Source organism: Catenibacterium sp. GCM10023432, assembly GCF_042651925.1.
Taxonomy (GTDB): domain Bacteria; phylum Bacillota_I; class Bacilli_A; order Erysipelotrichales; family Coprobacillaceae; genus Catenibacterium; species Catenibacterium mitsuoka.
Genome location: NZ_JBHSEB010000075.1, coordinates 17,759 through 42,198, shown reverse-complemented (window position 1 = coordinate 42,198; position 24,440 = coordinate 17,759). Strand labels below are relative to the sequence as shown.

Below are 24,440 nucleotides of genomic sequence, written 5' to 3'. Positions count from 1 at the left end.
ATGTCAAATTTGATGGTGTGACAGGGTAAGACTGTCATTTCCTATACTTTATATATAGACTTAATTTTTTTACTCTATAGAAAAGGATAGTAAATAGCCGTCATTAACTGTCACACCTACTGTCATTACTCTTCTTCCATAAAGTCCGTCTTGAGTCTTAAGCCTTTAAGATATCTGCCTTTACGGTCACGATATCTTTCAAATCCGACCGTTTCCAGGGCTGTGTAGAAATCAGTTGTACTTCTTGTAAACTCACCCACCTGGGTACAGAAGATTCGATACTCGTTATATACCTCGCTCGACTTTGCCACATAGGCAGGGTCAAGCTCGCAGCGTTCACTTAAGAAGTAGGAAAGCCAGTCATTACTTTCCTTATAATGCTCAATGGCATCACGCACTTTCTTGGGCGGTTCAATCTTATAGCTGTCTGCGATTACCTTTCTTGCACCTTCGATAACCCATGTAAGGATTGCTCCACCTGCCTTTTCAAATAGATAGTCTGCATAGTTCTTGATATCAGCACTGCCTTCAATCTTGGCATCAAACGGAATAACGATAAGTCTTCTCCAGGTACCTTTATCAATCGCACCGACCTTTGGCAGATGGTTGGTATAAAGCACAAGTGTATGTGTCGGAGTATATGAGAACGGATCTTTATACTTCTTTTCAGCATAGATTTCATCGGTAGAACAAAGCTGCTTAACATTGGCAGTATTTAGTCTCATGCCTTCTTCAAGTTCGGCTGCAATGAGCATTCTCTTACCCTTTGCCTCGGCAAGTTCCGGCTTGACATTTCTTCTGCATCCAACGGTCAGCATATCTGCAGAGATATTTCCTGAATATGTACCAAGGACTCTTGCGATAACATTCCAGAAGGTTGACTTACCATTGCGGCCTTCACCATATGCGATAATGAGTGCCTCCACATACACCTTACCGATAGCAGACAAACCAACCATTCTCTGAACATAATCAATAAGGTCTGTATCCTTTAAGAAGAAAGTATCCAGTGCATCTGACCATATATTCGCTCCATCACTTGATGGGTCAACGGTCGTCTGCTTTGTGATGAAATGCTCTGGTCTGTGTTCCATTGGAAACTTGATGCCCTGTCTTAAATCATAGGTAAGAGTCGGTGTATTTAGCATGAACTCATCGGCATCAAGGTTTCTCTGTTCCACTTCAAGCATCGGACGAGCCTCTTTTAGTGTGGCTGCGATGTTCTTTGTATCTCTTCGCTTAATGGCAAACTTCTTGTATGCGACAGCATCTTCATACATCTCATAGGCATGAGCCTGCTGCTTGTTGAACATCTGCACAGCCTTCTTTGGACCAACGGATACAAGAATCTCCATACCTCCATTCTTTACAAGTTCATCCATAGCTTTCTTCATTTCCGATTCAGCCTCTGCAAGCTGTCTCTCCGTCAAGTCCTGTGATACTCCCTGCGACTTAGGTTTTGACTCTTCCCAGAAACTGCCGTTGTAGACCATGTAATCAGTAGATGGGGAATAGCGAAGAATGTCCTTATACTCCATTGCAAGAACAGTAGCCTGTCCCACATCTGAAAAGTCCATAGGTTTTAACTTACAATCTGAGTTGTACTGTTCAGGCGGTATATAACCATCCTGGTTAGAAACCTTCGTACCGAACTTTGTGGCACTATGCCATATCACCTTGAGTTCACTTTCAGGAAGTGGCGGATTACAGAGTTCTGATTTTTTAAGGAATATATGATAAGCCTCTTCTGTATTTCCATATCTTTTGATAATCTTGCCAGCAATATGGCTCATGGTACTGTTTCGCTGACCTTCCGGCACCTGGTCAAGACCTGCATCGAACTCTGCAAAATCATCCTCTTCCAAATGATCAAGAATGGTTTTATCACCTTCATAGATTTCAACATCTTCACAGTCCGTACCATAAAGGAATCTTGCACTGTCTAAGGCATTGGTATCAAAATATGGAAATGCAGCTACAATCCTTCTTTTAAGATTTGTGTATTCTTCTTCATCACTAACAACTTCTATAGGAAAGAACACATGAAATCTTGGTCTTTCTGATTTATCACCTTTGACCATCATGTGGTGTCTGCTATACGATGCAGCAAATGAAACACCCGGAATCAGCATTGCAAGGTCAAATGGTGTAATCCACTCGTCAGGATTCTCTGAATGGTCATTGTCACAATCAAGTGGAATACAGTCTGAATATTCAAAGTTATCCTTACTGCGATAGTTTCCTTTGTACTTTGCTGTTACATGATCCGTCTTGATTGCTGCAATAAATGTATCTTTGTCCGTGACCTTCATCTTATGTGGGTACAGACAGTTACTGCTGTTACCCGTGCAGTCAGCTGCATATAAAGTGATATTAATCATATTCCTGAACCTCCTTCATCTCCCAGGTAAACCACCTGATCTTCATTCTTCTTTTCTTTGCCACACTGATTTCACGAGCCATTTCACGGCTCACAACACCACCAAACACCCACAACTCGGTACATTTTCCGAGTAATACATAATTAAAGTGCATAGCCATCTCACGTTCCTTCTCGTTACTGTCATTCATAAACTGTGGATAAAGAAGATGCGGAGTAACCGGAATTGCATTATTCTCTACAGCAAATCTGCTATACTTCTTTGCATTTGACACGTTGTTTTCAACATCACCTGCATATGGACTACATACATACACCAACGGAAGATAGGCAGCCTTTTTATCAGCTGCCTTTTCTTCACGGTGAATATTGGTAAGTGCCTCATATGTAGTCGGGTCAAAGTAACCTTCATGATTAAACTTATCAATACTCATTTCTATTAATCCTCCTGTTCAATAAGCGGATAGATACCTTCACACTTCAAAAGGTCATAAAGGAATAATCTGCCCTTCTGTGTCCAATAGGTATGCATCACACTTCTGCTTTCATCAATTGCATAGGTACGTGATTGTGTGTATCCGCATTCTGCATACTGCTGATATAAAAGCCATGTCTTTCTAAACTTGTACTGAACCCCAAGTTCATGAAGAAGTTCATTAAACTTGCGACCGCTCATACCGTAGTCCTTTGCAATCTGTGTGATAGGAACTGTGTTCTTGTTCTGTAAAATAAGGTCGTAGTAGCTTGCCTTTGGCTGCATCTCTGCAATCTGCTGACGCTGAATAAGTGTCTGACACTCAAGCTGTTTTCTTCTCTCACGCTCTTCCTTAAGCTGAGTGAGTGCTGCAATTGCAAGATCAGGATTTTCCAAAATCTCATTGATGGCATACATTCCATGCTTACGGATAGTCGGAAGTACCTCTGCAGTTACCCAATGCTTGAACTTCTTCGCATTAGGCATCTTGCTTGAAAGGATAAGACTGTAAAGACCAGACTCATTAATAAGGATGGTTTCCTTATCCTGATTACCATCGAAAATCATAGCCTTCTGTCTGTCCTCTTCATCCACATGACGGTTGATGTCTCGACTACCGTTCTGGTATCCGAGGATATCTGCCACATCCTTGCCGACAAACATGATTTCACCGTTTACAGTTGCTGTTCTTACAGAGCCAAACTCTGTGCTGTTAAATACTTGTAATTCCATATCGAATTACCTCCTTATAATTTCTTGGAGGTGTCACCCCCCTACCGTGTAGCCTTGGGAGAAGGGTTAAAAGGACGCTTTTTCAAAAACTTTTTTCAATTTTTTAATTGCACGTCTGTAACGATGACTGACATTATTGGCATCATCACCGATTTCTGCTGCATACTCACCAACGGTGTAGCCGTCAAGGGCAATGGCAATGACCATATCTGCTACCGCAGGTTTAAGAAGACTTCTCAAAGTTTCACAGCATTCTTCGTATTCAAACTGTTTATGTACTCCATCAATTGAACTGTTAAAGGCTGACTTATCAGCGGCTCTAAACATAATTGCCTCTTCTGTGTTGACCTCAACTGTTCCGTCCTTGCTCTTCATATAAGCGTTGCCAGTGTGACGGTCATGCTTGTGCCAACTGTTGTAGTCAGGACGGTTGTATCTGACTTCGATTTCTTCCTGGATTCTCTTTTCGTAATCATCTTCGCTTTCTTCTTCTGAGATAGAAATGTTTAACCACTTTTCAATCTCCTTTGTTTCAACCTCAAGGGTCTGGTATGCATCCTCATAACGCATCTTAATTTTCATAAAGTTCCTGCCTTTCTGCCTGGTTCTTGCAGAAGGGCATAGGAAACAAATAAAGGCCGGTGCTTGTAGAAGTACCGACCTGGATAGCCTGAAAAAAGGCATAAGGAAATAAGGGTACTTCTATCGCACCTTTCACAGGTTGTCCTGTGATTGATGTCGATATCTGTATCCCAATGCCCTTATACGTAATCAGGCCTTGTGATATTAATTACTGAGTGATGTTCTCACCTTATATAACGATTCTTGATTTCGTTAACCGGGATCACATCGGAGTTATTTATTAACTCTGTAATAAGTATAATCAGCGGCAATTAGTAATTGAAGATAGCAAGTTTTAACATAACTTTTACATATTAGTAATGTTAAAAGCGTTGTGTTTTGAGTTATTAGATAGTATAATTAGTACATTACATATACTTTGCCATTACTGTTTTCAGGCAAAAAAATAAAGCCATGACATATGCCATGACTTTTCGACCATAGAAAGGAGCCAAAAATGCCCCAAATTAAAGAAAATTTTTTTGAAAATATTTTATTTAGATTTGAAAGTTGTAGCTGTGACTGCGTTGAAGATATAGAACACATTGCTCCAGGAGAAGAACCTATCAGCAAATTCAAGTTACAGGCTATGCCGGAACACCCTATTCTTTTTGGCTATGCAGCTAAAGATGGATTGGTTCGCATTGCACCCAACGGAACAATCGAAGAAAAAAATATTCTCGGCACTTTGATGTCTCTTGCAAATAAGCCTACCAAAGAACTCGTGTCCTTTTTGAAAGGCAATGGTTTTCTATTTCCAGTTTGTGCAGGTACTTATGAAGTATTTGATGAGATATCTTTATACGGAATAATCAACCGATTAAAAATGACCGTAGAGTTAATGACTGCTGCCAACGAGATCAGAAAGAATTACAAGAAGATTTGTGACCTAACAATTTCTTTATTGTTCTCTGAGGATCTTACAATAAAAACCTACTCTATGAAAAACGCTTACTCCAGCTGCCATCATAAATATGTAGATATACTTATGAACCCACCTGTTCAGTTATCTTACAGCAGACAACAAGAAGCATTCGAAGGAGACACCTATAATATCACCGATTGCATATACGGTTCTTATGCACTGAACATCCAGGACTTCAATAATATTATTGGTGGCTACTCTTCTGTTCCGGGATATCAGAGCGGATTCTATCAAAATATCACTTCGATGTTTGTTAATTATGAAAAGCAGGATATGACCAAGAAAATCTCTGACTTTCTCTTCCATTTCCTTTATGAAATGAACGGAGATAGTTCCAGGGAGTTCTCTGACGAAATGAAGGCAACACTAATTGAAATCGCAAAGTACATAATCGGAGAAGAAATCAATGCCAACCTTGATGGTATCCATCCTGTTTATAATTCAGAAACAATGACTCCTTCATGGAAGGTAGACTCACTTCTTTGTGCCGCCTACTTCTCCATCTTTTATTTGAAACCAGATCTTGAATTGTATCGTCCCTGTGATAATCCACGATGTGGTCGCTATTTCCTTGTAAAGACAACATCAACAAGGAATCGCTACTGTAGTCAGGAATGCTGCAACAGAGTCACACAAGACCGATACAGAAAACGAAAAAGAGAAAAAGAAGGCTTATAAGAAAAGAACCTCTGTCTGCAATCATCTGCAAACAGAGGTTTTATAATATTTTGCTATTTTTATATTTAATCTACACCGTTTGAACTGTCTTCTGCGGCCATAGAATCAACAGGCTTAATGCCTACATATGATACAGGTTTAGGAATCGGAGCTTCTCCAGTAGATTTTATTTCATCTCTTCCCAGAACTGCCTCGATACATTCAGCAAGAGCAATCTTTTCCTTTATCGGCTTGCCGGAATAATGATACATTAGATATCTTGTATCCATGACAATTCCCTGTATTCGTTCATAGTATTTCTTGTTGTGTCTCCAGTCACCAACTGCCTCACCAATGTTTCCAACAACTGATGTAAGCTTGAAGTGGTTCTTGGCCATATTGTATGGCATGATAAACGCATTAAATAATGAATTCGTATCTACACCTTTATACTTTTCCAGATACTCACCGTATGTAATCTGCTTATTGATTGATGAACCATTAGGCAGATGATCTGGAATGCCTGTCCAACCATACTTATAACACTTGGCATCGAGAATGTAATACTTGCCATTGTAAATCATAATGGTATCCGGCATCAAAGGTCTCTTTTCCTTGTACTTGCCGTAATCAAGTAGCCATCTTGAACGAGGGAAATATTTGTCCTTATCCTTTTCTCCGAATGCTCTATCAACAAGTTTCTCCCACACATGGTCGAAATCATCAGTGCCAAAGTAGAACTGCTTATCAGATGTCTGCTCATCTATGTACTCAAGCATATCTTTCATACCACGAAATAGTGACTTCTTCTTATCATCGTTTGTGTTAGCAAGCTTACTCTGAACAATTCTGATTGAAGTTTTCACATCTGGGTGTGGTCCCGGTTCTTCCGGCATATATGGAACATATAGCCATCCCAGTCTTTTGAAAGCCTCATACACACAGAATCTGTTAATCTGAGTTATTTCCTTTGTATCATTAGGTGTTGAAGAACGAACCTCAAACTGCGTAAACACGAAAGAACTTACACCATTTCTGCTTTGAACTAGAGGCATCTGTTTTCTTGCGGTTCTCGCCCAGTCCTGTTTTCCAGTGGGTGCTGTGATATACACTTGCTCCTTCTCAACATAATATGTGCCACCAATCGAAAAATAGTATTCAATGACACTCTTATACGCATTGATAGGAAAATCAACTGTCTGTGGTGCTGCAAACTTATTGATAGCAAGTAAACGGTCATCCTTTGTTGTAAATTCAGACAGCACCTGTATCAAATGTTTAATGTCCGTTCTGATTTCAGCATCGGTTTCCGGCAGTTCATATCCGATAGGGAAATAGACCATAGCATTATCGGAATCAGCCTTGATACCAACAAAACGATCACCATCTTCATTTGTATTAACATGGCAGTGCTTTTTGATATCAAATTCCATTATTGAATTTAAAGCTGAGCCTAAATCCATCTATCCTCACCACCTTACTCTTCTTCTGTATTGGTAAATGCATCCCTAACATTGTCCTTAAATACCTTGAAACGCTCCAGTCCTTTAGCATACATAAATGCACGGATTACCTGCTCAAGGCTCTGGTATTCTGTAACCTCAAAGATTACTTCACGGTTAAACTTGAATGCGTCATCCCAGAGATACTTGATTACTTTTTCAGGGAACTTTCTGTTCTGTCTCATAGCATCACGGACAACAGCAATCTGTGTCTTTTCTTCTGGGGTAAGAGAACCTTTGCTTTCCTTCTTACGAAGAGCGTCGTATTCTTTTAAATCACCCATCGCATCATTAAACTTAAGATCACGAAGATGAACGAAGTATGCACCAAGTCTCTTATCTTCTGCAGAAGTCATTCTGGCACTGTTGCCAACAACAATTCTGTTAATCTCAACGCAGAAATTTCTCCATGTTACTGTAGTATCAAGAATTTCTGCATTTGCAAGTGTCGGGTCAACATTTTCAAAATCATTCTCAATAAGACGCATATCCCATCTACGCTGGAATGCTGTATCTAATGTGAAAACATTCTGATCTGATGTATTCATTGTACCAATGATAGAAAGGTTTGAAGGAATACGAACCTTTTCTGTCTTTCTATCTTTACCATACATCTCTTCAGCGATATTCATATTTGTGATGCCATACTCACTTGTGCCAACAGGGAATCCATCATCATCGATATCACGGATTTCAACCTTACGGTCAAGCAACTGGAATACCTCACCAAAGATAGCCGGTGCATTACCACGATTAATTTCTTCGATAATGAGGATGTATTCTGTACCAGGATTATGATAAGACTCACGAAGAATGTTCGTAAATGGTCCTGGTGTAAACTTATAGCTTACCTGTCCGTCTTCTGCAACTGCAGGAAGAATCTGACCAATGAAATCTGAGTAAGTATAGTCAGGATGAAATACAAGTCTTTCTATGACACTGCCAGGCTTACAATACTCATGCTCAATAGTCCAACTCTTACCAGAACCAGGAACACCGTAAAGAAGGACATTTTCTCCAGTAGACAATCTTATTGCTTCTAAATCAATTTCTTCCTTTTCATCCTGCTCGCTAGAATCTCCACTAGAAACATCCTGCAACATTTCGTTAAGAAATTTCTCGTACCACTTTAAGCCTGTGCTTAAAAATCTATTATTACAAGCTTTATTCACTTCTTCGTAATCAGGATGGCTTTGAATGATATTTTTAACCTCAACAAAAACATCCATATCAACGATTTCAAAGATACTTTCTAAGTCTGGATACTCAGCAATTTCCATCAAAGAGCAAACTTTCTTCAACGCACTACAGTTATTGCTTATCATACTGGCAGTACAAGGAGTTCCGTTTACGGTTACCTGCTTAGCCATCCATGCACGGAATTTCTTTTCATTGTCGTCTTCATTATTATCATTTCCAAAATCAAACGATGAAGCATCGATAATATCTTTATCAATATTATAAATCTTTAGATTTCTGAGCCTTGGCTGATACTTCTTTAGCACCTCATCTGCAATTACAATATGTTTACCATTAGTTGCATTTGCAGACTCGTCTTCAGCTAAAAAGCCCCATCTAACAAGTATCATAATTGGTTTACAATCTGCATATTTATTTGCTTCATCACCCAGCTGAATCGGACCCCGGCTACGCAATCCGCGAAGTTCCTGAAGAGAATCCGTATAATTTGCTCCAAGGTCTTCCAGTTTCCATAACAGCCAAGCAAATTCTCTATAGGTCAAATACCCTAAATCAAGAATTGCTCTAATGAATAAAGTGGGCGGTTCGATATCTGTATTGCTATCTGGACATCCGTAATTATCTCTACCAAACTTTACCTGTTCCAAAGCTTCTAATAGTACTTCTTGTACCTTTTCGGTATCGTTTTTTTGCAAAGCTTCATACATTTGTTTACCCGAAGGTGTAATTCTTCTTAATGACTGAGGATTACGAATATCCTGCCATACAGTAAAACCAAAATACGATGTGATTTGTGCTTTTTTTGTATATGATGAAGAGTACTGATCATCTCCTATCAAAGCTTTCAATCTTGTTTTATATAAATCATTTGGAATCCAATCATTTGCTTCGTAATATATCTTTAGAACAGATTCTATCTCATTTAATAGTGCACTGTTCTTTGGCATAACTATTTTTCCCATAGTAACTCTACTCCTTTACGTTAGCTGCGCCAATAAAGCCAGCATTATTTCTTTTACTAATTTTGAAGGAATACCTTCTCCAAATACCTTCCTGATAAGCGTATCACTTGCCCATTCAGGAATAGGCCAATCGAGTGGCAAGGACATCACTATCAATAATTCATAAATGGACAACACTCTCGGATCTGAATATAACGTCTCTCCCGTATCAGTTTGGTAAGCATTTCCTGGATGAACGCAGGCTAATGACGAAATCACACCATTATTTTGTGTAATTGTTCTGCACGGCATATCCCACTTCAATCGTCTGTAATGATTATGATGCGCCTTAACGGGTGTTCCATCAGCTTTCTGTGGATAATAAACTTCGTTATATATTGCTGATTTACCAGTTGGAGTATGCATCATCCATTCTACCTGTTTCCACGAATGGGTAGGAGGATAATGCCATTTTGAAACTGCTAATCCCGCCGCTTTCTTCTTTTCATACTCTGGAAACACTTCTAATGTTTTTGCAAGTCCGTCCCTTAAGTATGGGTCCAAAGACGGCAGGTGTCCTATAGCCTCACGTAGTGTTATTTCTTTTTGTTTTTCTGGAAATTCCCAAATTACATTTTTTATATCTTTTCGTACTAACAAGAATATATTGCGTTCTCTCAGCTGTGGTACACCATAATCTTTAGCCATAACCAAAGTTTGATTATTAAATGAATAATCCTTACCAAGTTCTCGTTTGATATACTCAGGAATCAATACGATTTCTTCTCCACATTTAATTTTCGTTGTTAGCTGTTTAGGAACATTCTCCATAAATACAAACTTGGGTTTTACTCGCTTGATTACATCAACAGCATAAGATACCAGTCGATTTCTCGGATCAAACTCCAAACGCAATCCTGCTTCGCTCATACCTTGACAAGGTGGTGTTGCCATTATCAAATCTACATTCTTCTCTAATGCTTCCTGTACAATGGCTCTTCGTACATTATCGTCTGTAATATCACCACATACCATGTGTGCGTTCTTATATACATCTTGATAGAAACGCGCTCGTTCTGTATCAATTTCATTCGCCAGCACTATGTCAATTCCTATGCTTTCCATATAAGCTTCGGCAATTCCAACATTGGCAAATAGCGATAATCCTTTTAATTTCGCCATCAGTCTTTTCCTCTTTTCAATTTATCAAAAACTTTTTTTACAAATAAAGGCGGAATACCTTCTCCTATAATTCTTCGTAAAAAAGCCTCAGGAGTGTTCAAAGGCACAGGCCAATCGTCCGGCAAACTCATCACTTTCATCAATTCATATAATGTAAGTGTTCTTGCATCGGAGTATATAATTTCGCCCTTTTCGTTAGTGTATTCTACTCTTCCTGGATGGACATTATTCTGCGAAGAAATCTTTCTATTATCCATAGTCACCGTATATGCAGGTGTATCCCAATTCTGTCTCTTATAAGTGTTATGGTAGCCTTTTACGGGATCTCCATTCTCTTTAACAGGAAAATAAACTGGATTATCAAATGCAGTGCATCCTGGTGCAGTATGCTGCATAGCAATAACCTGTCGTTTAATATGTTCAGGTGGTTTATGCCATGGAGAAATCATCAAGGCCTGTTCCTTTCTCTCTTTGTATAAAGGAAACATTTTCTGACGCTCTTCCTCACTAATATCTTTAACGAAAGGGTCCAAAATAGGCAAATCACCTATTGCGTCCCTCATTGTTACCACCTGCTCATCCTTATCAGGAAGAACCCATTCAGGTTCTCCTTTGAGAGTCATTAGAATAATTGCTCTTTCCCTTGTCTGTGGTACAGAATAGTTTTCTGTATTAATCGTGTATTCATTAATATGATAGTTACCTTGCAATTCTTTTTTTAGGTACACAGGAATAAGTGTTTTTATTCCATTCACTTCAATCTCTGTATTATAAAACAACGGAACATTCTCAATAAACACATATCGAGGTTTTACTTTTTTTACTACTTCAACAACTTCACAAATCAATTTATTACGAACATCATCGCTATCCTGTTGACCTGCAGTACTCATACCCTGGCATGGCGGGGTGGCCATTATTATATCAATACCTTTTTCTTTACAAGACTCAATAATCTTCGTTTTTATATTATTGCTTGTAATATCTCCACAGATCATTTTTGTCTTTGGGTATATTTTTGAATATAAGGCGGCTCTTCTCTCTATTAATTCATTTGCAACAACAACATCAAAGCCAATGCTTTCAAGATAAGCTTCTGCCACTCCAATATTCGCAAATAAGGATAACACATTTAATCTGCCAGTTTGATCAGATCTTACAGGTAATGTATGATGACTTTCATATTCTGAATAAAGCTTAACTGCCTTTTTTATTTGAGAACGAACAGTTGATGACAACCCTTTAAATAAATCATTCTGCTCAAGTTCAAATTGATAAATAGGTTCATTATGCCAGGCAACAAATCCGTCTGCTCTTTTAAATCTTGAAACAATATTACTAACTGTTCTTTCAGAGTATTGTGTTGTATCTAAAAGCCAAAGTCTAAAATTAGCTAAATCAATCATCTTCACACTCTCCTATCAGTGCATTAGTATAGCTATAAAATTGCAAATATCATTATAACATATCCAATTATCGGCGTCAATAGTTTGACGCCCTATTTTGGAGCAATTCACTAATTTAGATTTTGTAGCTACTTGATTATTGTTATTTCTTTCAACTCAATATTTTTATCTACCCAACCCCAAATCAATACTTCTGTCTATTCAACTATAAAAATCTGCCTCTTTGCAGCACCTAAAACGTAAAAAATCCGAGGACCTGGATTTACTTCCAAATCCTCGGAAAAGCCTTATATTTCAAGCATTTTTACACTATCAATTATGTACTTTAGTCAACAGAACCACGCACTCCACATGGCTCGTAAATGGGAACATATCATAAGGATATACATCCTTGAAATCATATCCTAGTTTTCTAAATAACTTTAAATCTCTTACCTGTGTATGAGGATCACAAGAAACATAAACTATTTCCTGTGGCTTTAAAGAAACAGCTGCTTTAATAAACGTTTCAGTAGAACCACTTCTTGGTGGATCCATAATAATGACATCTACATCTACTTTCTGCTTTGCGGCTTCTACCATGAATTCAGTTGCATCCCCCTGAATAAACTTGATATTTTCAACCTTATTAAAAGTTTTATTCAGTTTTGCATCCTTCACAGCATCCTTATTAAGTTCTACCCCAATAACCTGTTTCGCATTCTTGCTCGCAATAAGACCTATTGTCCCAATACCACAATATGTATCCATGATTTTAGGATCTTTGACTGTAATAAGAGATAAAGCTTTACTATATAATGCTTCACATTGGTCATGGTTGATCTGATAGAAAGAACGTGGAGAAATCTTAAAAGTCATTCCACATAGTTCATCTACAATAAACCCTTTCCCAAAAAGAACCTTTTCCTGTTCACCTAATACAATACTTGTCTGTCTCTTATTTGTATTTAAGACAATACTCTTAATAGAAGGAAAATCTTTTACAAGCTGATTACAGAAGTTCTTAGAACCTTTAAAGATAGCTTCATTAGATACAATGACAACTAATGTCTGATTTGTCTTGACTGCACGTCTAATAAGAATATGTCTGATTTCCCCTCTTCTTCTTTGTGGATCATAGATAGAAACTCTATACTTTCTAAATAGTACAGCTATTTTACTAATTATTGCATCTGTTTCCTGATCATGAATGAGACAAGATTTATAAGGAATAATACGATGAGAATTCTCTTCATATAAACCATAGTTATATGTCTTATCAAAGGCAACGATAGTCTTATTACGATAGTAATAAGGATCTTCCATACCAGAGACGGGGTGTACATTAACCTTTAAATCCTTAAATATCTTCTTACATTCTTCATTCTTATATTCCAAAGACTTAACATATCCTTGATTAATAAACTGACAGCTTCCACATTTTTTCGCTATATCACATTTCATTATAATTCTCCTAGCCAATTCTTTAAAAAGTCATGGACTTCATAAAGTGTCTTGATTTCTAATCTTTCCTGTGGTGTATGAATATCAATACAGTTTGGTCCCATAGTCACAATATCCATATCTGGAAATATTCGACTCATATAACCTGTTTCTAATCCACCATGAGTCGGTACTTCTTTGAGTTCTTTATCATATGCTTTTTTATAAGCTTCCTTGTAAGACTTACGTAACTGAGAATCAGGATCATAGCTCCAACCATAATATTCATCTGATGGTGTCACACTTAAGCCAAATAAAGAAGCCAAAGTTTCTACTTCATTTACAAGTAGTTTAAGATTGATTTCATTCTCACTACGTAATAATAGAATAAGCTCTACAGCCTTTTCTGTTGTTTCCACAATTCCTAAATTCAAAGAAAGAACTGGGAAATGATTGAAGTAATAAGAATACTTTTCTACACCATATGGACATAACGCAAGGAAATGAATAAGTGCATCACTATCTAAGATTACATGACCACTCTGCTCTTCTTCTAATGTATAATCTAAAGGTTCTAATGGATAAAGAGCCTTCTGTTCTTCCATTCTTTCATGAATAAAAGCCTTCAATTCTTCTTTATTGCTTGCAGACTGGAAAGTAAATAAACCTTCTCTACAGATTGCATTGGCCTTCTGTCCTGCATTAAGTGAAGAGAAACGGATATCAAAGCCATTATCTAAACATGCTTTTAGTACAAGTCCGGCAATCTTAATCGCATTCCCTCTACCTTCTTTAATCGCATCACCAGAATGACCACCTAATAATCCTTTTACATAGAACTTATATCCCTGATCATGAGATTCTACAAATGTCGCATTCTTTCTAATAGTTAACTGAACGCCACCTGCAGAAGAAACATTTGTTTCTCCTACTACATCACCATCTAAAGAAATCATCTTGCGAGCATGAATCCAATCTTTATCTACATGCGTAATACCATCCATAGTTGTTTCTTCCTGAACAGTAAATAAGCATTCTAAACGAGGATGTTTAAAGCTATTATCACTTAATAATGCGAGCATGATAGCCACTGCCACACCATCATCTGCCCCTAAAGTTGTTTTTGTTGCATGTAAATAACCATCTTCTTCATAGATTTCTAAAGGATCAGTGAGGAAGTCGTGGTTACTATCTACATCTTTTTCAGCCACCATATCCATATGACCCTGTAGTAAAATAGGTGCATGATCTGCGTAGCCAGGCGCTGCTTCCTTATAAATAATAATGTCCCCTATTTCATTTCTAGCATAATCAAGTTCATGAGTCTGCGCAAATTCTTCTATATAATTGCCTAGTAATTCTTCATGTCCTGAAGGATGAGGAATACTACAAATAGTTTTAAAATAGTCTAATACATCTTTTGTCATAGTGAACTCCTTTATTTTGTAATAATATCTGTAATACCTGGATTCATAGATAATTCTATTCTTTGTACATGAGGATGACTGCGATATCTTTTTCTCACCATCTGACCTAAAGTCTGTCCTTGATTATATCCATGGATGATTCTTAAAGTCAATGCATCAGGTTTCTTTAAAGCTGCATCTATCATCTTACGTGCTTCCTGTTGAGTATAGCCATGTATATCTATTTCTTTGATATATTTCATATACTACTCCTTGTGATGTCTTTTAAATGATTGATTTCTTCTTGTGTAAGTGTTCGATATGTACCACTTTCTAAATCACCTAACGAGATATCTCCATACATAATGCGATGAAGTGATGTAATCTTATTATTAAGAGAAAGGAACATCTTCTTTATTTCATGATAACGTCCTTCTTCTAAAGTGATGATACCTTCATATTCACTTGTCATTTCTACTATTGCAGGTAAACATTTTACATCTCCATCAATAGTTATACCTTCTTTAAAAGGTGTAATATCCTTTAAAGGATTAAAACAAGTAAATGCATAAGTTCTAGGTATATGAAATTCAGGAAGAGTGAGTCTTTTTCTTAATTTCAAATCATTCGTCAAAATGACTAGACCCGTTGTATCACGGTCTAATCTTCCTACGTAATGAAGGTTATCATCTGGAAGTAAAGTGATAAGACAGGGATCATAAGGATCCTTATTGGCACATACATAGCCTGATGGTTTATGAATGATATAGTATTTCAAGGGATGAGGATCAAGAATCTTAGAATCATAAATCACTGTTTCATCCGTTATATCTATATCTTCACCAACTATTTCATTGTTGACTTGTATCAGTCCCTTTTTAATGGCCTTCCTTGCCTGTTTCTTACTTCCACATTTATTTAATACAAATATGTCTATCAGTCTCATTAATGAGTATTCCTTCCACGAGAACAGTCATTCGAACGATTATCAGTACTATTGACTACAATCACCTTGACTTTATCTCCTCTCTTATATGAAGGATCTTTTTCTAGAATATCGCGTAAAGCAGTTAATCTCTTATTGCCATCTACACATAAATAGCCACAACCTGTTTCTTTGACCTTAATAGGAAAAGAAAAGCCTATTCTAATAATAGAATGATAGAGATGATCTGTATATTCTGATGGAATAAAGTGAATATCACTTAATGGTAGTTCTTTAATGCGCATAAATATGCCTCCTTTTTTAACATTATAAACAAAATAAAACATAATACAAAATTATTTCTAAAGATTATTACAACTATGATATAATATTCCAAAAGGGGCGTGAATATAATGGGCTTGTTACTTAGTAGAATATTGACTTATTTAAATGGTGCGATGCAGAATGATTACTATTATAAAATATGCAATTTCATTATCTTTAACTATCTAGATATATTTGAGATGTCTGAAGAAGAATTTTTAAATAAAGGTGCTTTTAGAAAAGAAGAACTTTATAGCTTCTTATTATCATTTGGATTCTCTACTTATGAGGATTTCCGCTTTAAATTAGAAGCTGATCATCAGTTACGTTTGAATCAGATTCGTGTCAGATTATTTGGAGAAACTCCTCAGAAATTCTTAGCGAAGATGGACAAGGCAATGGATGAAGAAGTACTTGCGGACACAATTACTTCTATCTGTGAACATTTCTATAAAGCAAAACGTATTATTATCTTCGGTGGTTTATATCCTTGTTCTATTGCTGTAGAGTTACAGACAGATATGATTTCTTTTGGACGTCCATTTATCCATTATCATAAGTATGATCCTATTCAATTTAATGAGGATGATGTTGTCATCTTTGTGAGTGCTACAGGACGTAGTCTAGAAGAAATGAAGAAATATGATAATTGCAGCTTTGAAAAGGCATATTCATTACTCATCACGCAGAACCGTAAATATACACAGTCATGTTTTAATGGAAATACAACAGTAATCTATGTACCAGGTAAGTTTGATTCGATTGATTTCAACTACCAGATCATGTCAATCTGTGACTTAATCAGATTACGTTATTTCCAACAATACTACCTCTAAGCAGACTTCAGTCTGCTTTTTTCATGCATTATAAAAGACAAGGATGATCCTTGTCTAGTGAAGAAGAACGCGGTCATTCGCTTCTCCTGTTTCAGTAAATTTTCTTACAAGTTCTTCGACAGTCATTTTCTTTTTAGTTTCTTCATCAATATCCGCAATGATTTTTCCATCCTTCATCATCAGGATTCTATTACCATATTTAAGAGCATCTTCCATATCATGGGTGATCATCATAGTGGTAATATGATGTTCTTTCGCAATTCTTTCAGATAATTTCATCACCTTGATAGATGTTGCGGGATCAAGTGCAGCAGTATGTTCATCCAATAAAAGTAATTGTGGTTTAACTAAAGTTGCCATTAATAGTGTGAGGGCTTGTCTTTGTCCTCCAGATAAAGTACCTACCTTAGTTGTTAAACGGTCTTCTAAACCAATATCTAAGTCCTTTAATGCATTTACAAAGACATCATGATGTTTATGAGTAAATGGTGTAAGTGAGAAATGTTTTCCTCTTTGATAAGCTAAAGATAAGTTTTCTTCAATTGTCATTGAAGGGGCTGTTCCTCTTAAAGGATCCTGGAATAAACGACCAATGGTACGGCTTCTGACATATTCCTTTTCATGCGTGATATCTTTATCATCTAATACAATAGTTCCTTCTTTTACTTCTACTGCACCAGAAATCGCACCAAACAATGTAGACTTCCCTGCACCGTTAGACCCTATAATAGTGACAAAATCTCCTGGTTCAAGATGAAGAGACAAATGATCAATGGCTTTCTTTTCATTGACTGTCCCTTCATTAAATACAACTGTTAAGTCTTTTATATTAAGCATGTCTCTTAAACCTCCTCTTAAGTGTTGCAGAAGAAATCGCAATCACAACAATAAATGCTGATAGGATCTTTAAGTCTCCTGAAGGAAGACCTAAGTATAAGGCAATTGTTAAGGCAAAACGATAGAAGATAGCCCCTACAATCGTACCAACTAGACATACTGCCACTTTATCACTCTTAATGAATGTCAACCCAATAATAATAGAAGCAAGTCCGATAACCATCATACCAATACCACTAGTGATATCAGCATAGCCCTGCTGCTGTGTAAATAAAGCGCCACTTAAAGCGACTAGTCCATTAGCAAGTCCTAAACCAATAATTTTCATCTTATCTGTATCAATAGAGCTCGCACGTACCATTGCTTCATTATCACCACAGGCTCTAAGTGCAAGACCCATCTGTGTCTTTAAGAAATAATTCAATAATATAGTAATCACTATCACAATCACACCAATAATCAATAATTTATCATAAGGTTCAAACTGAGTTGTACTGCTGAAGATTGTCTTATGATTAAATAATGAGATATTTGGTGTCTGATGCATAATACGTAGATTCACTGAGTATAAAGCAGTCTGTGTAAGGATCCCGGCTAGGATTTCATTAATATTGAGCTTAGTAATGAGTAAACCTGTCACCATCCCTGCAATCGCACCTGCTACAAATCCAAGTACCATACCAAGTACTGGGTAGCCTGCCACTGCTACCATAGCACTCACTGCACATCCTGTTGTAAAACTTCCATCCACTGTCAAGTCTGGAATATTCAAAACTTTGAAACTAATATATAAGCCTAGAGATAAGACGGCAAATATGCCGCCTAACTCTAGGGCTCCAAGAATAACTGTACTATTCATAAAAACTCCTTAGATTTCTGTATATTTACTATCGCTTGTAATGCTTTCTGGTAACTTAATACCTAATTTATCTTTTGTAGTTGTATTGACATAGATTTTTAAGTTTGTCTTAAATACCTTCACTGGGATATTTTCTACTTTATTACCCTTTAATACTTTATCAACGATTTTAGCCGTTTCTTTACCAAGTTCTTTATAATCGATACCAACACTTAAGAAACCACCATCTTTAACCATTGAATCGGCACCTACATATAAAGGCTTGTTTGCTTTCTTACATGCATCACTGACTACATTCATCGCACTTGCAACTGTATTATCATTTGGTGCAAAAATAGCATCACATTTACTATTTAATACATTGACAGCACTCTGTGCTTCATTGACTGATGCAATTGTTGCTTCTTCTACCTTGATATTCTTCTTAGCGCAATAAGCTTTTGCCTTTTTAATATTAGTCACTGAATTGGATTCACCTTTATTATAAAGCATACCAATTGTTTTTGTATTTGGATTGATTTCTAATGCCTTATCAATAATCTGATCAACCTGTACCTCATCACTTGTACCAGTAATATTCTTATCTGGTTTAGTTAATGAGCTCGTTAACTGTGCACCTACTGGATCAGTCACTGCACTAAATACAACTGGAGTCTTAGTAGCAAGTTTAGCAACGGCCTGTGCTGCAGGAGTCGCAATTGCCATGACACAATCAAAATTCTTTCCGGCAAAATCATTGGCGATACTTGCACAAGTATTTGTGTCACCCTGACCATTCTTGAATGTATATTCGATATTCTTATCATCATATCCAAGAGTCTTCATTTCTTTATCGAATGAATCCTTGATCTCATTTAATGAAGTATGATCCATGAACTGGATAATACCCACCTTCTTCTTATTACTAGTAGAAGTTCCACATCCTGCTAAAAGTGAAATTGTTAATGCTGAAGTTAATACTGTTCCTAATAATTTGTTCATTGCTCTGTTCCTCTTCGTTTTCATAATTTTTTGTTTTCTCTGATTCAATTCATACAACGACGCCATCGCTTCATATGAGTTCCTCCCAACTTGTTAGCAGGTAATAAAAAAACACCTGTCCCAAAAGACAGATGTTACTCTTTAAGCCACCTTTTGATTCATAAATGCTAACACATTTTTGCATTATAACGTTTGCATCACGTCTCAGGATACTCGTTGCCTTTCCCCCTCGCCCTCACAGGTCCATTTATCATTGTGGTACTACCAGGTTTCCAGCATCCCCAGCTCTCTATCAGCCCTATACAAAGTTTTATCTCCCGCTCTTAGGTTTATCTGCATGTTACATCACAGCACGATCAATGTCAACACATTTATTTATAATTTTGTATATTTTCGAATATTACTTAATATATTTGTGTATATAATAAATATCCTGTTCATTTAAACTGGATATTCCTATCTCCTTTTTTATCGTATCCTTTTTACCGGGTCCATTTTATTACTATTAATAGCCTTTTGTTCTATTAACAAGGTTTTCTAATGGTTCCTGGTTCTTTAGGTGATTGAGGTTTCTAATAACTAATTGTGTATAGTAATCCTGTACACTCTTCCAATGGTACCCACCAGAACAATGTGGTGTAATCATGACTCTAGGATTTTTCCATAATGGTGAATCAGCTGGTAATGGTTCTTCTTCAAAAACATCAAGTAATGCCCCACCAATAGACTTATTGTTTAATGCTTCAATTAAAGCATATGTATCAATCACACTACCTCTACCTACATTACATACAACAGCGTCTTCCTTCATTAATGCAAATTCATCATGACTTAACATATGGAATGTTGCATTGGTTGCTGGTAAAGAAGTAATAATATAATCCATCTTTGGTAATACATCATGTAATTCTTTAGAAGTAATGATTTCATCACAATTCGGATGTTCCTTATAAGAATTTCTTAGTCCTGTTACATTGGCACCAAGTACCTTTAATACTTTCGCAAATTCAGTACCGATATCTCCTACTCCAAGTAGTAAGACATTTGAGCCATAAATTTCTCTACCAGTAAATAATGGTGTCCATCTTGCTTCCTTCTGTCGATCATAATAGAAACGTAGATTCTTATTAAAGCTTAAGAGCATTCCCATCATATGTTCGCAGATGGCATGACCATAGCTTCCACTTGCATTTGTAAGAAGTGTTTGTCTATTTAAGATGTTAGGTAAAAGAAATTGATCATTTCCTGCACTATTTAATAATAATGCCTTAAGTGTAGGTCTATTCAAGTTAAATTGTCTTGGTGGATTACCTACAATGACATCGGCTTCATCAATCATCTCCTGTGTTAAATCTTCTTTATTTACCTTTAAAAGATTCATATCAGAACAAGACTTTTTAATAAGTTCAATATTTGAATCATCTAAAGCTGGAATAAGTAATACCTTCAACATATTTAGTCCCCCTAAGTTCTTTTGATAAACTTAGTATGACACTTTGGACAGCTGATTTCAATCTTTCCGCGTCCTTTTGGTACACGAACAACCTGTTTACATGTTGGACATTTATAATATTTATGTGTTTTATCTTTTCTTTTTCTCTTAAAGAAATCTACCTTTTTTGTAATAGGTGCGATAAGCTGTACATATTTCTGGTTTTCTGCATAACGTTTATAGATATTCTTAGAAAACATTCTGAAATAAATATAAATCATCAAAAATAAGCTTATAATCATTAATGGTTTTGAACCAGTAAATAACTCTATAATAACTAAAATAAACAATAAATACATGAGATGACTGTTGAGCTTATCTGCCCCACCATATCTTCCCTGCATGAATCTTATAAATTTTTCTTTCATAAAATACCTCCATGTCATTAATATAGTATTTAATTATAAACTCCATATTAACAAAAAAGGACAGAAACTGTCCTTTTTGTCCATTATCTACTTTTGTTGATGAGTTCTTTCGCAATCTTTAATGCAGTATTTGATGGAATCGCAAAGCCTAGACCTTCACTATTTGTATCGGATGATTTCGCATTCACAATACCAATGAGATCACCATTTCCATTAAATAATCCTCCACCAGAATTACCTGGAGAAACAGCTGCATCTGTCTGAATAACAAAAATAGAGATAGTCTTAGAAGAGCTATAAAGCTGACCAAAACGACCATAATCACTAGATGAAGATGAGTCATCGTTGTCTAACTGCACTGTAATCTTACGATTTAAGGCTGATACGATACCTGAAGTAATAGAATCACTGAATGTACCTTCTGGGTTACCTACTGCATATGTAGATTGACCCTGTACTAATTTATCACTATTCGCAAATGTTGCTGGTTTTAAATTAGTTGCATTGATTTTAATGACCGCAATATCATTATCACTATAGATTCCTACTAATGTTGCATCATATGTTTTATTATCACTTGTAGTGACCTTAATTGTACTTGCACCAGAAACAACATGGGCGCAGGTAATAATATAACCATCGCTGCTCATGATCACTCCTGAACCGGCACCACTTGATACCTGTGACCCATACCAGAAGTTATCTCTTGAGATATTTTCAGTAGTAATAGCGACAACACTTTGTGTCATCTTAGAAGAAATGCTTGAAGCATCTTTTGATGTACCTGTTGCTTTAGTTGTAGTAGTCTTCGTCACTACTGTAGTACCCTGGTTATTCATAAAATAAGAACCAGCAGCGCCTCCACCAAAACCTAATGCCACAATAATAAATGCTTTACCTATATTTTTGCTTAAACGACTGACTTTCTTTTTATTCTGCTTTTCATAAACATCTTTTAAATTTTCGTTGTTCATAATACCACTCTCACTTTCTGATTCTAGTATATATCTTAAACTTAATACCTAAATGTGGTTTTTGTGGGAAAATATGTTATTAAATATCTATTCCTGCATATTTCAAAAATTTCTTTTCATTGAGGATTCCTTGAGTTAAAAACTCTCCATCTTTAAATAATGCATAGGTAGAAACAGGTGAAGGAAGGCTCTGTGCTTGTTCACGTGTTGTGATATGAATCGTTTTTAAAGGAATGTTGTATTCTTTTGCCATTTCTTCTATGCATGGTACCCAATAGTCTGTAAAAGGACATTGATCTGTATAATATAATACAAAGCCCTGTTCATTGATATGCGGATGTTTGGCACATTCTTTAAATTGTGGTGGATTACCTTCAGTGAATGGAAGATACATAAGTATAATACCATTATCTGATTCATCGGCTATCTTAAACCCTTTATGTGTCAAATATTTATAATCAGAAAGGAACTCCTTCTTACGTCCTTTGGACGATAGAATACAAACGCCTTTATAACCTTTTTGACGTGCATCTTCTAGACAATAGTTTAATAACTCACTTGAATAGCCATGTCCCTTCATCGAACCTGAAACCCGTGAACTACCTCGACTTAATACTCCGTATTTGAAGTCAAGGCTTCTAGGATGCTTACGCATCCGTTTAAGAAGATTGATATTTAAGTCTCCACCTATTGCTAGGCAATCCTTATTCTTATAGGCGTGTCCACTTCGCCTCTACTGTATAGGATGTTTACATCCACAACGCTACTTTTACGCATGATATTTAATGCACCATTTACATCTGCATTCAGAACTTGTCCACTGGCTGTTCTATACTGTCCACGATGTATTCTCTTTCCACTGAAATGGTATTCTTCAGTATCATCACTCTTATAGACTGGTATGACATCCTTATCCCAGAAGCTTGCTTTTGATGTATAGGATTCCTCCTGCATTACAAGTATGATGCCATTCAGCTTACAGAGATATTCAAGCTTGTCTCTCAGCTTTCCGTATGGAATATTGACGAAGGTCTGATTGTTTCTTCTGCCTATATTGGAATCCTTCTGAAATGTTTCATTATAGCCCACAACAAGAGTTCCAATATCATGATTGATACAGTAATCAATCACAATGCGTGCAGTCTTGTTCATGTAGTCATTTATTCTATTGTTACGTCTGCGTGCTAATGCCTTCTGTCTGTTGGTTGTCTTCTTTCCAAAATGCTGCTTATCCTTGATGGACTGTAATCTTGCATTTTTCTTGTTGAACCACTGATTAATGGACTTCAGTCTTCTTCCATCGATGATGAATGTTTCACCTTTACTTGATACTCCAGTGACAAGATTATTGATACCTAGATCTAATGCCAGTGCATTTGTTGTATTGAGATTCCTTTGAATGCATTCAGCTTCATAGGTATACTGAATTTCAAAGAACCTGGCATCTGCCTTTGGTATGATACGTATTTCCTTCACTTTCTTATCAAGCAGTATAGGTGGAATAGTAATCTCAACAGCCTTATGTGTCTTTCTGAAGCTGTTTGAATATGGAAGTATGAGCTTATTCCCTTTAAGTCTTACAAATCCAATGACGAGTGTAGTATATCCATCCTTTGGAAGATAGCGTGGAAGTCTGCAGTCCTTAAGTGCATGCTTTCCCTGCTTTGCCTTTTTAAGAAGACCAAAGAATGATTTAAATGAACCATCTACTTCCTTCAGTATCTGCTGTGCCATATTGGAATTAAGCGTTCTATAGTTATCAGACGACTTCAGAAGTGCATAGTTCTTTTCATAATTGAGATATTTGCCTTCTGTAAAAGTAGTGCTGTCTGATGTTATAGATTGCCTGATTAGTAAGATTCTTTGCAATATGACATAATTCCTTGATGGAATGATAGTCTTCCTTGGACAGATGCTTTACCTGCTGCTTGACTGTAAGATACATATATTTAGCCTCCTTTCTGTAGATTTAGGAAAAGAAGTTTCCTATATGTA

General features: G+C 36.6%; 24 protein-coding genes. 2 read left to right on the top strand and 22 right to left on the bottom strand.

Annotation, left to right across the window (positions count from 1 at the left end):
- Nucleotides 1-125: 125 nt before the first annotated feature.
- From ACFOZZ_RS09795 to ACFOZZ_RS09780, 4 genes are all read right to left on the bottom strand, one after another.
- Entirely contained in the window at nt 126-2,381 is a 2,256-nt protein-coding gene (locus ACFOZZ_RS09795) for a phage/plasmid primase, P4 family (RefSeq protein WP_376815154.1), read from the bottom strand.
- Nucleotides 2,374-2,814: a DUF4406 domain-containing protein gene (locus tag ACFOZZ_RS09790; protein WP_376815153.1), complete on the bottom strand. Its 441-nt coding sequence runs from the start codon at nt 2,812-2,814 to the stop codon at nt 2,374-2,376. The genes ACFOZZ_RS09795 and ACFOZZ_RS09790 overlap by 8 nt, the downstream gene beginning before the upstream one ends.
- 5 nt (nt 2,815-2,819) lie before the next feature.
- Nucleotides 2,820-3,587: a phage antirepressor gene (locus ACFOZZ_RS09785; RefSeq protein ID WP_376815152.1), complete on the bottom strand. Its 768-nt coding sequence runs from the start codon at nt 3,585-3,587 to the stop codon at nt 2,820-2,822.
- Nucleotides 3,588-3,653: 66 nt separating this feature from the next.
- A complete protein-coding gene (locus ACFOZZ_RS09780) occupies nt 3,654-4,169 on the bottom strand; it encodes a hypothetical protein (RefSeq protein WP_376815151.1) in 516 nt (171 codons plus the stop codon).
- 496 nt (nt 4,170-4,665) lie between these two features.
- On the opposite strand from ACFOZZ_RS09780, the gene ACFOZZ_RS09775 reads away from it, so the two are divergent.
- A complete protein-coding gene (locus ACFOZZ_RS09775; RefSeq protein WP_376815150.1) occupies nt 4,666-5,811 on the top strand; it encodes a CGNR zinc finger domain-containing protein in 1,146 nt (381 codons plus the stop codon).
- Between the two features lie 65 nt (nt 5,812-5,876).
- Here the strand turns inward: ACFOZZ_RS09775 and ACFOZZ_RS09770 are convergent, their stop codons facing one another.
- The 9 genes from ACFOZZ_RS09770 to ACFOZZ_RS09730 form a co-directional block, all read right to left on the bottom strand.
- The gene (locus ACFOZZ_RS09770; protein ID WP_376815149.1) at nt 5,877-7,253 is read right to left on the bottom strand and encodes an LlaJI family restriction endonuclease; all 1,377 of its coding nucleotides are present in this window, start codon (nt 7,251-7,253) and stop codon (nt 5,877-5,879) included.
- A 14-nt stretch (nt 7,254-7,267) separates the two neighbouring features.
- Entirely contained in the window at nt 7,268-9,454 is a 2,187-nt protein-coding gene (locus ACFOZZ_RS09765) for an McrB family protein (protein WP_376815148.1), read from the bottom strand.
- Nucleotides 9,455-9,469: 15 nt separating this feature from the next.
- Nucleotides 9,470-10,615, bottom strand: coding sequence for a DNA cytosine methyltransferase (locus ACFOZZ_RS09760; protein ID WP_376815147.1), 1,146 nt, complete (start codon nt 10,613-10,615; stop codon nt 9,470-9,472).
- Nucleotides 10,615-12,021, bottom strand: a complete 1,407-nt coding sequence (locus ACFOZZ_RS09755; RefSeq protein WP_376815146.1) for a DNA cytosine methyltransferase — start codon at nt 12,019-12,021, stop codon at nt 10,615-10,617. The genes ACFOZZ_RS09760 and ACFOZZ_RS09755 overlap by 1 nt, the downstream gene beginning before the upstream one ends.
- Before the next feature lie 312 nt (nt 12,022-12,333).
- The gene (gene rlmD / locus ACFOZZ_RS09750; protein WP_376815145.1) at nt 12,334-13,464 is read right to left on the bottom strand and encodes a 23S rRNA (uracil(1939)-C(5))-methyltransferase RlmD; all 1,131 of its coding nucleotides are present in this window, start codon (nt 13,462-13,464) and stop codon (nt 12,334-12,336) included.
- The gene (gene pepD / locus ACFOZZ_RS09745; protein ID WP_279067871.1) at nt 13,464-14,870 is read right to left on the bottom strand and encodes a beta-Ala-His dipeptidase; all 1,407 of its coding nucleotides are present in this window, start codon (nt 14,868-14,870) and stop codon (nt 13,464-13,466) included. The genes rlmD and pepD overlap by 1 nt, the downstream gene beginning before the upstream one ends.
- Before the next feature lie 11 nt (nt 14,871-14,881).
- Entirely contained in the window at nt 14,882-15,112 is a 231-nt protein-coding gene (locus tag ACFOZZ_RS09740) for a Smr/MutS family protein (protein WP_055235059.1), read from the bottom strand.
- Nucleotides 15,109-15,795 (bottom strand): pseudouridine synthase, encoded by a 687-nt coding sequence (locus ACFOZZ_RS09735; RefSeq protein ID WP_376815144.1) that lies wholly within the window; start codon nt 15,793-15,795, stop codon nt 15,109-15,111. The genes ACFOZZ_RS09740 and ACFOZZ_RS09735 overlap by 4 nt, the downstream gene beginning before the upstream one ends.
- Nucleotides 15,795-16,079, bottom strand: coding sequence for a hypothetical protein (locus tag ACFOZZ_RS09730; RefSeq protein ID WP_006506539.1), 285 nt, complete (start codon nt 16,077-16,079; stop codon nt 15,795-15,797). Before ACFOZZ_RS09730 ends, ACFOZZ_RS09735 begins: the two co-directional genes overlap by 1 nt.
- Nucleotides 16,080-16,187: 108 nt before the next feature.
- On the opposite strand from ACFOZZ_RS09730, the gene ACFOZZ_RS09725 reads away from it, so the two are divergent.
- Complete coding sequence (locus ACFOZZ_RS09725) at nt 16,188-16,934, top strand: hypothetical protein (protein WP_055235063.1); 747 nt, start codon at nt 16,188-16,190, stop codon at nt 16,932-16,934.
- Between the two features lie 54 nt (nt 16,935-16,988).
- On the opposite strand, the gene ACFOZZ_RS09720 is transcribed toward ACFOZZ_RS09725, so the two are convergent.
- From ACFOZZ_RS09720 to ACFOZZ_RS09680, 9 genes are all read right to left on the bottom strand, one after another.
- A complete protein-coding gene (locus ACFOZZ_RS09720) occupies nt 16,989-17,771 on the bottom strand; it encodes an ABC transporter ATP-binding protein (protein ID WP_278778892.1) in 783 nt (260 codons plus the stop codon).
- Nucleotides 17,764-18,630, bottom strand: coding sequence for an ABC transporter permease (locus ACFOZZ_RS09715; protein ID WP_055234693.1), 867 nt, complete (start codon nt 18,628-18,630; stop codon nt 17,764-17,766). The genes ACFOZZ_RS09720 and ACFOZZ_RS09715 overlap by 8 nt, the downstream gene beginning before the upstream one ends.
- 9 nt (nt 18,631-18,639) lie before the next feature.
- Nucleotides 18,640-19,611, bottom strand: a complete 972-nt coding sequence (locus tag ACFOZZ_RS09710; protein WP_286696540.1) for an ABC transporter substrate-binding protein — start codon at nt 19,609-19,611, stop codon at nt 18,640-18,642.
- A gap of 505 nt (nt 19,612-20,116) precedes the next feature.
- On the bottom strand, nt 20,117-21,064 hold the full coding sequence (locus ACFOZZ_RS09705; RefSeq protein ID WP_279148443.1) for a D-2-hydroxyacid dehydrogenase: 948 nt from the start codon (nt 21,062-21,064) through the stop codon (nt 20,117-20,119).
- 11 nt (nt 21,065-21,075) lie between these two features.
- Nucleotides 21,076-21,471: a BRcat domain-containing protein gene (locus ACFOZZ_RS09700; protein WP_070101824.1), complete on the bottom strand. Its 396-nt coding sequence runs from the start codon at nt 21,469-21,471 to the stop codon at nt 21,076-21,078.
- 83 nt (nt 21,472-21,554) lie between these two features.
- Nucleotides 21,555-22,445, bottom strand: coding sequence for a S1C family serine protease (locus ACFOZZ_RS09695; protein ID WP_270468889.1), 891 nt, complete (start codon nt 22,443-22,445; stop codon nt 21,555-21,557).
- Nucleotides 22,446-22,524: 79 nt separating this feature from the next.
- A complete protein-coding gene (locus tag ACFOZZ_RS09690; RefSeq protein ID WP_376815143.1) occupies nt 22,525-23,025 on the bottom strand; it encodes an N-acetyltransferase in 501 nt (166 codons plus the stop codon).
- Nucleotides 23,026-23,138: 113 nt separating this feature from the next.
- Complete coding sequence (locus ACFOZZ_RS09685) at nt 23,139-24,218, bottom strand: RNA-guided endonuclease InsQ/TnpB family protein (RefSeq protein WP_376815186.1); 1,080 nt, start codon at nt 24,216-24,218, stop codon at nt 23,139-23,141.
- 16 nt (nt 24,219-24,234) lie between these two features.
- A complete protein-coding gene (locus tag ACFOZZ_RS09680; protein WP_376815188.1) occupies nt 24,235-24,390 on the bottom strand; it encodes a hypothetical protein in 156 nt (51 codons plus the stop codon).
- Between the last annotated feature and the right edge of the window lie 50 nt (nt 24,391-24,440).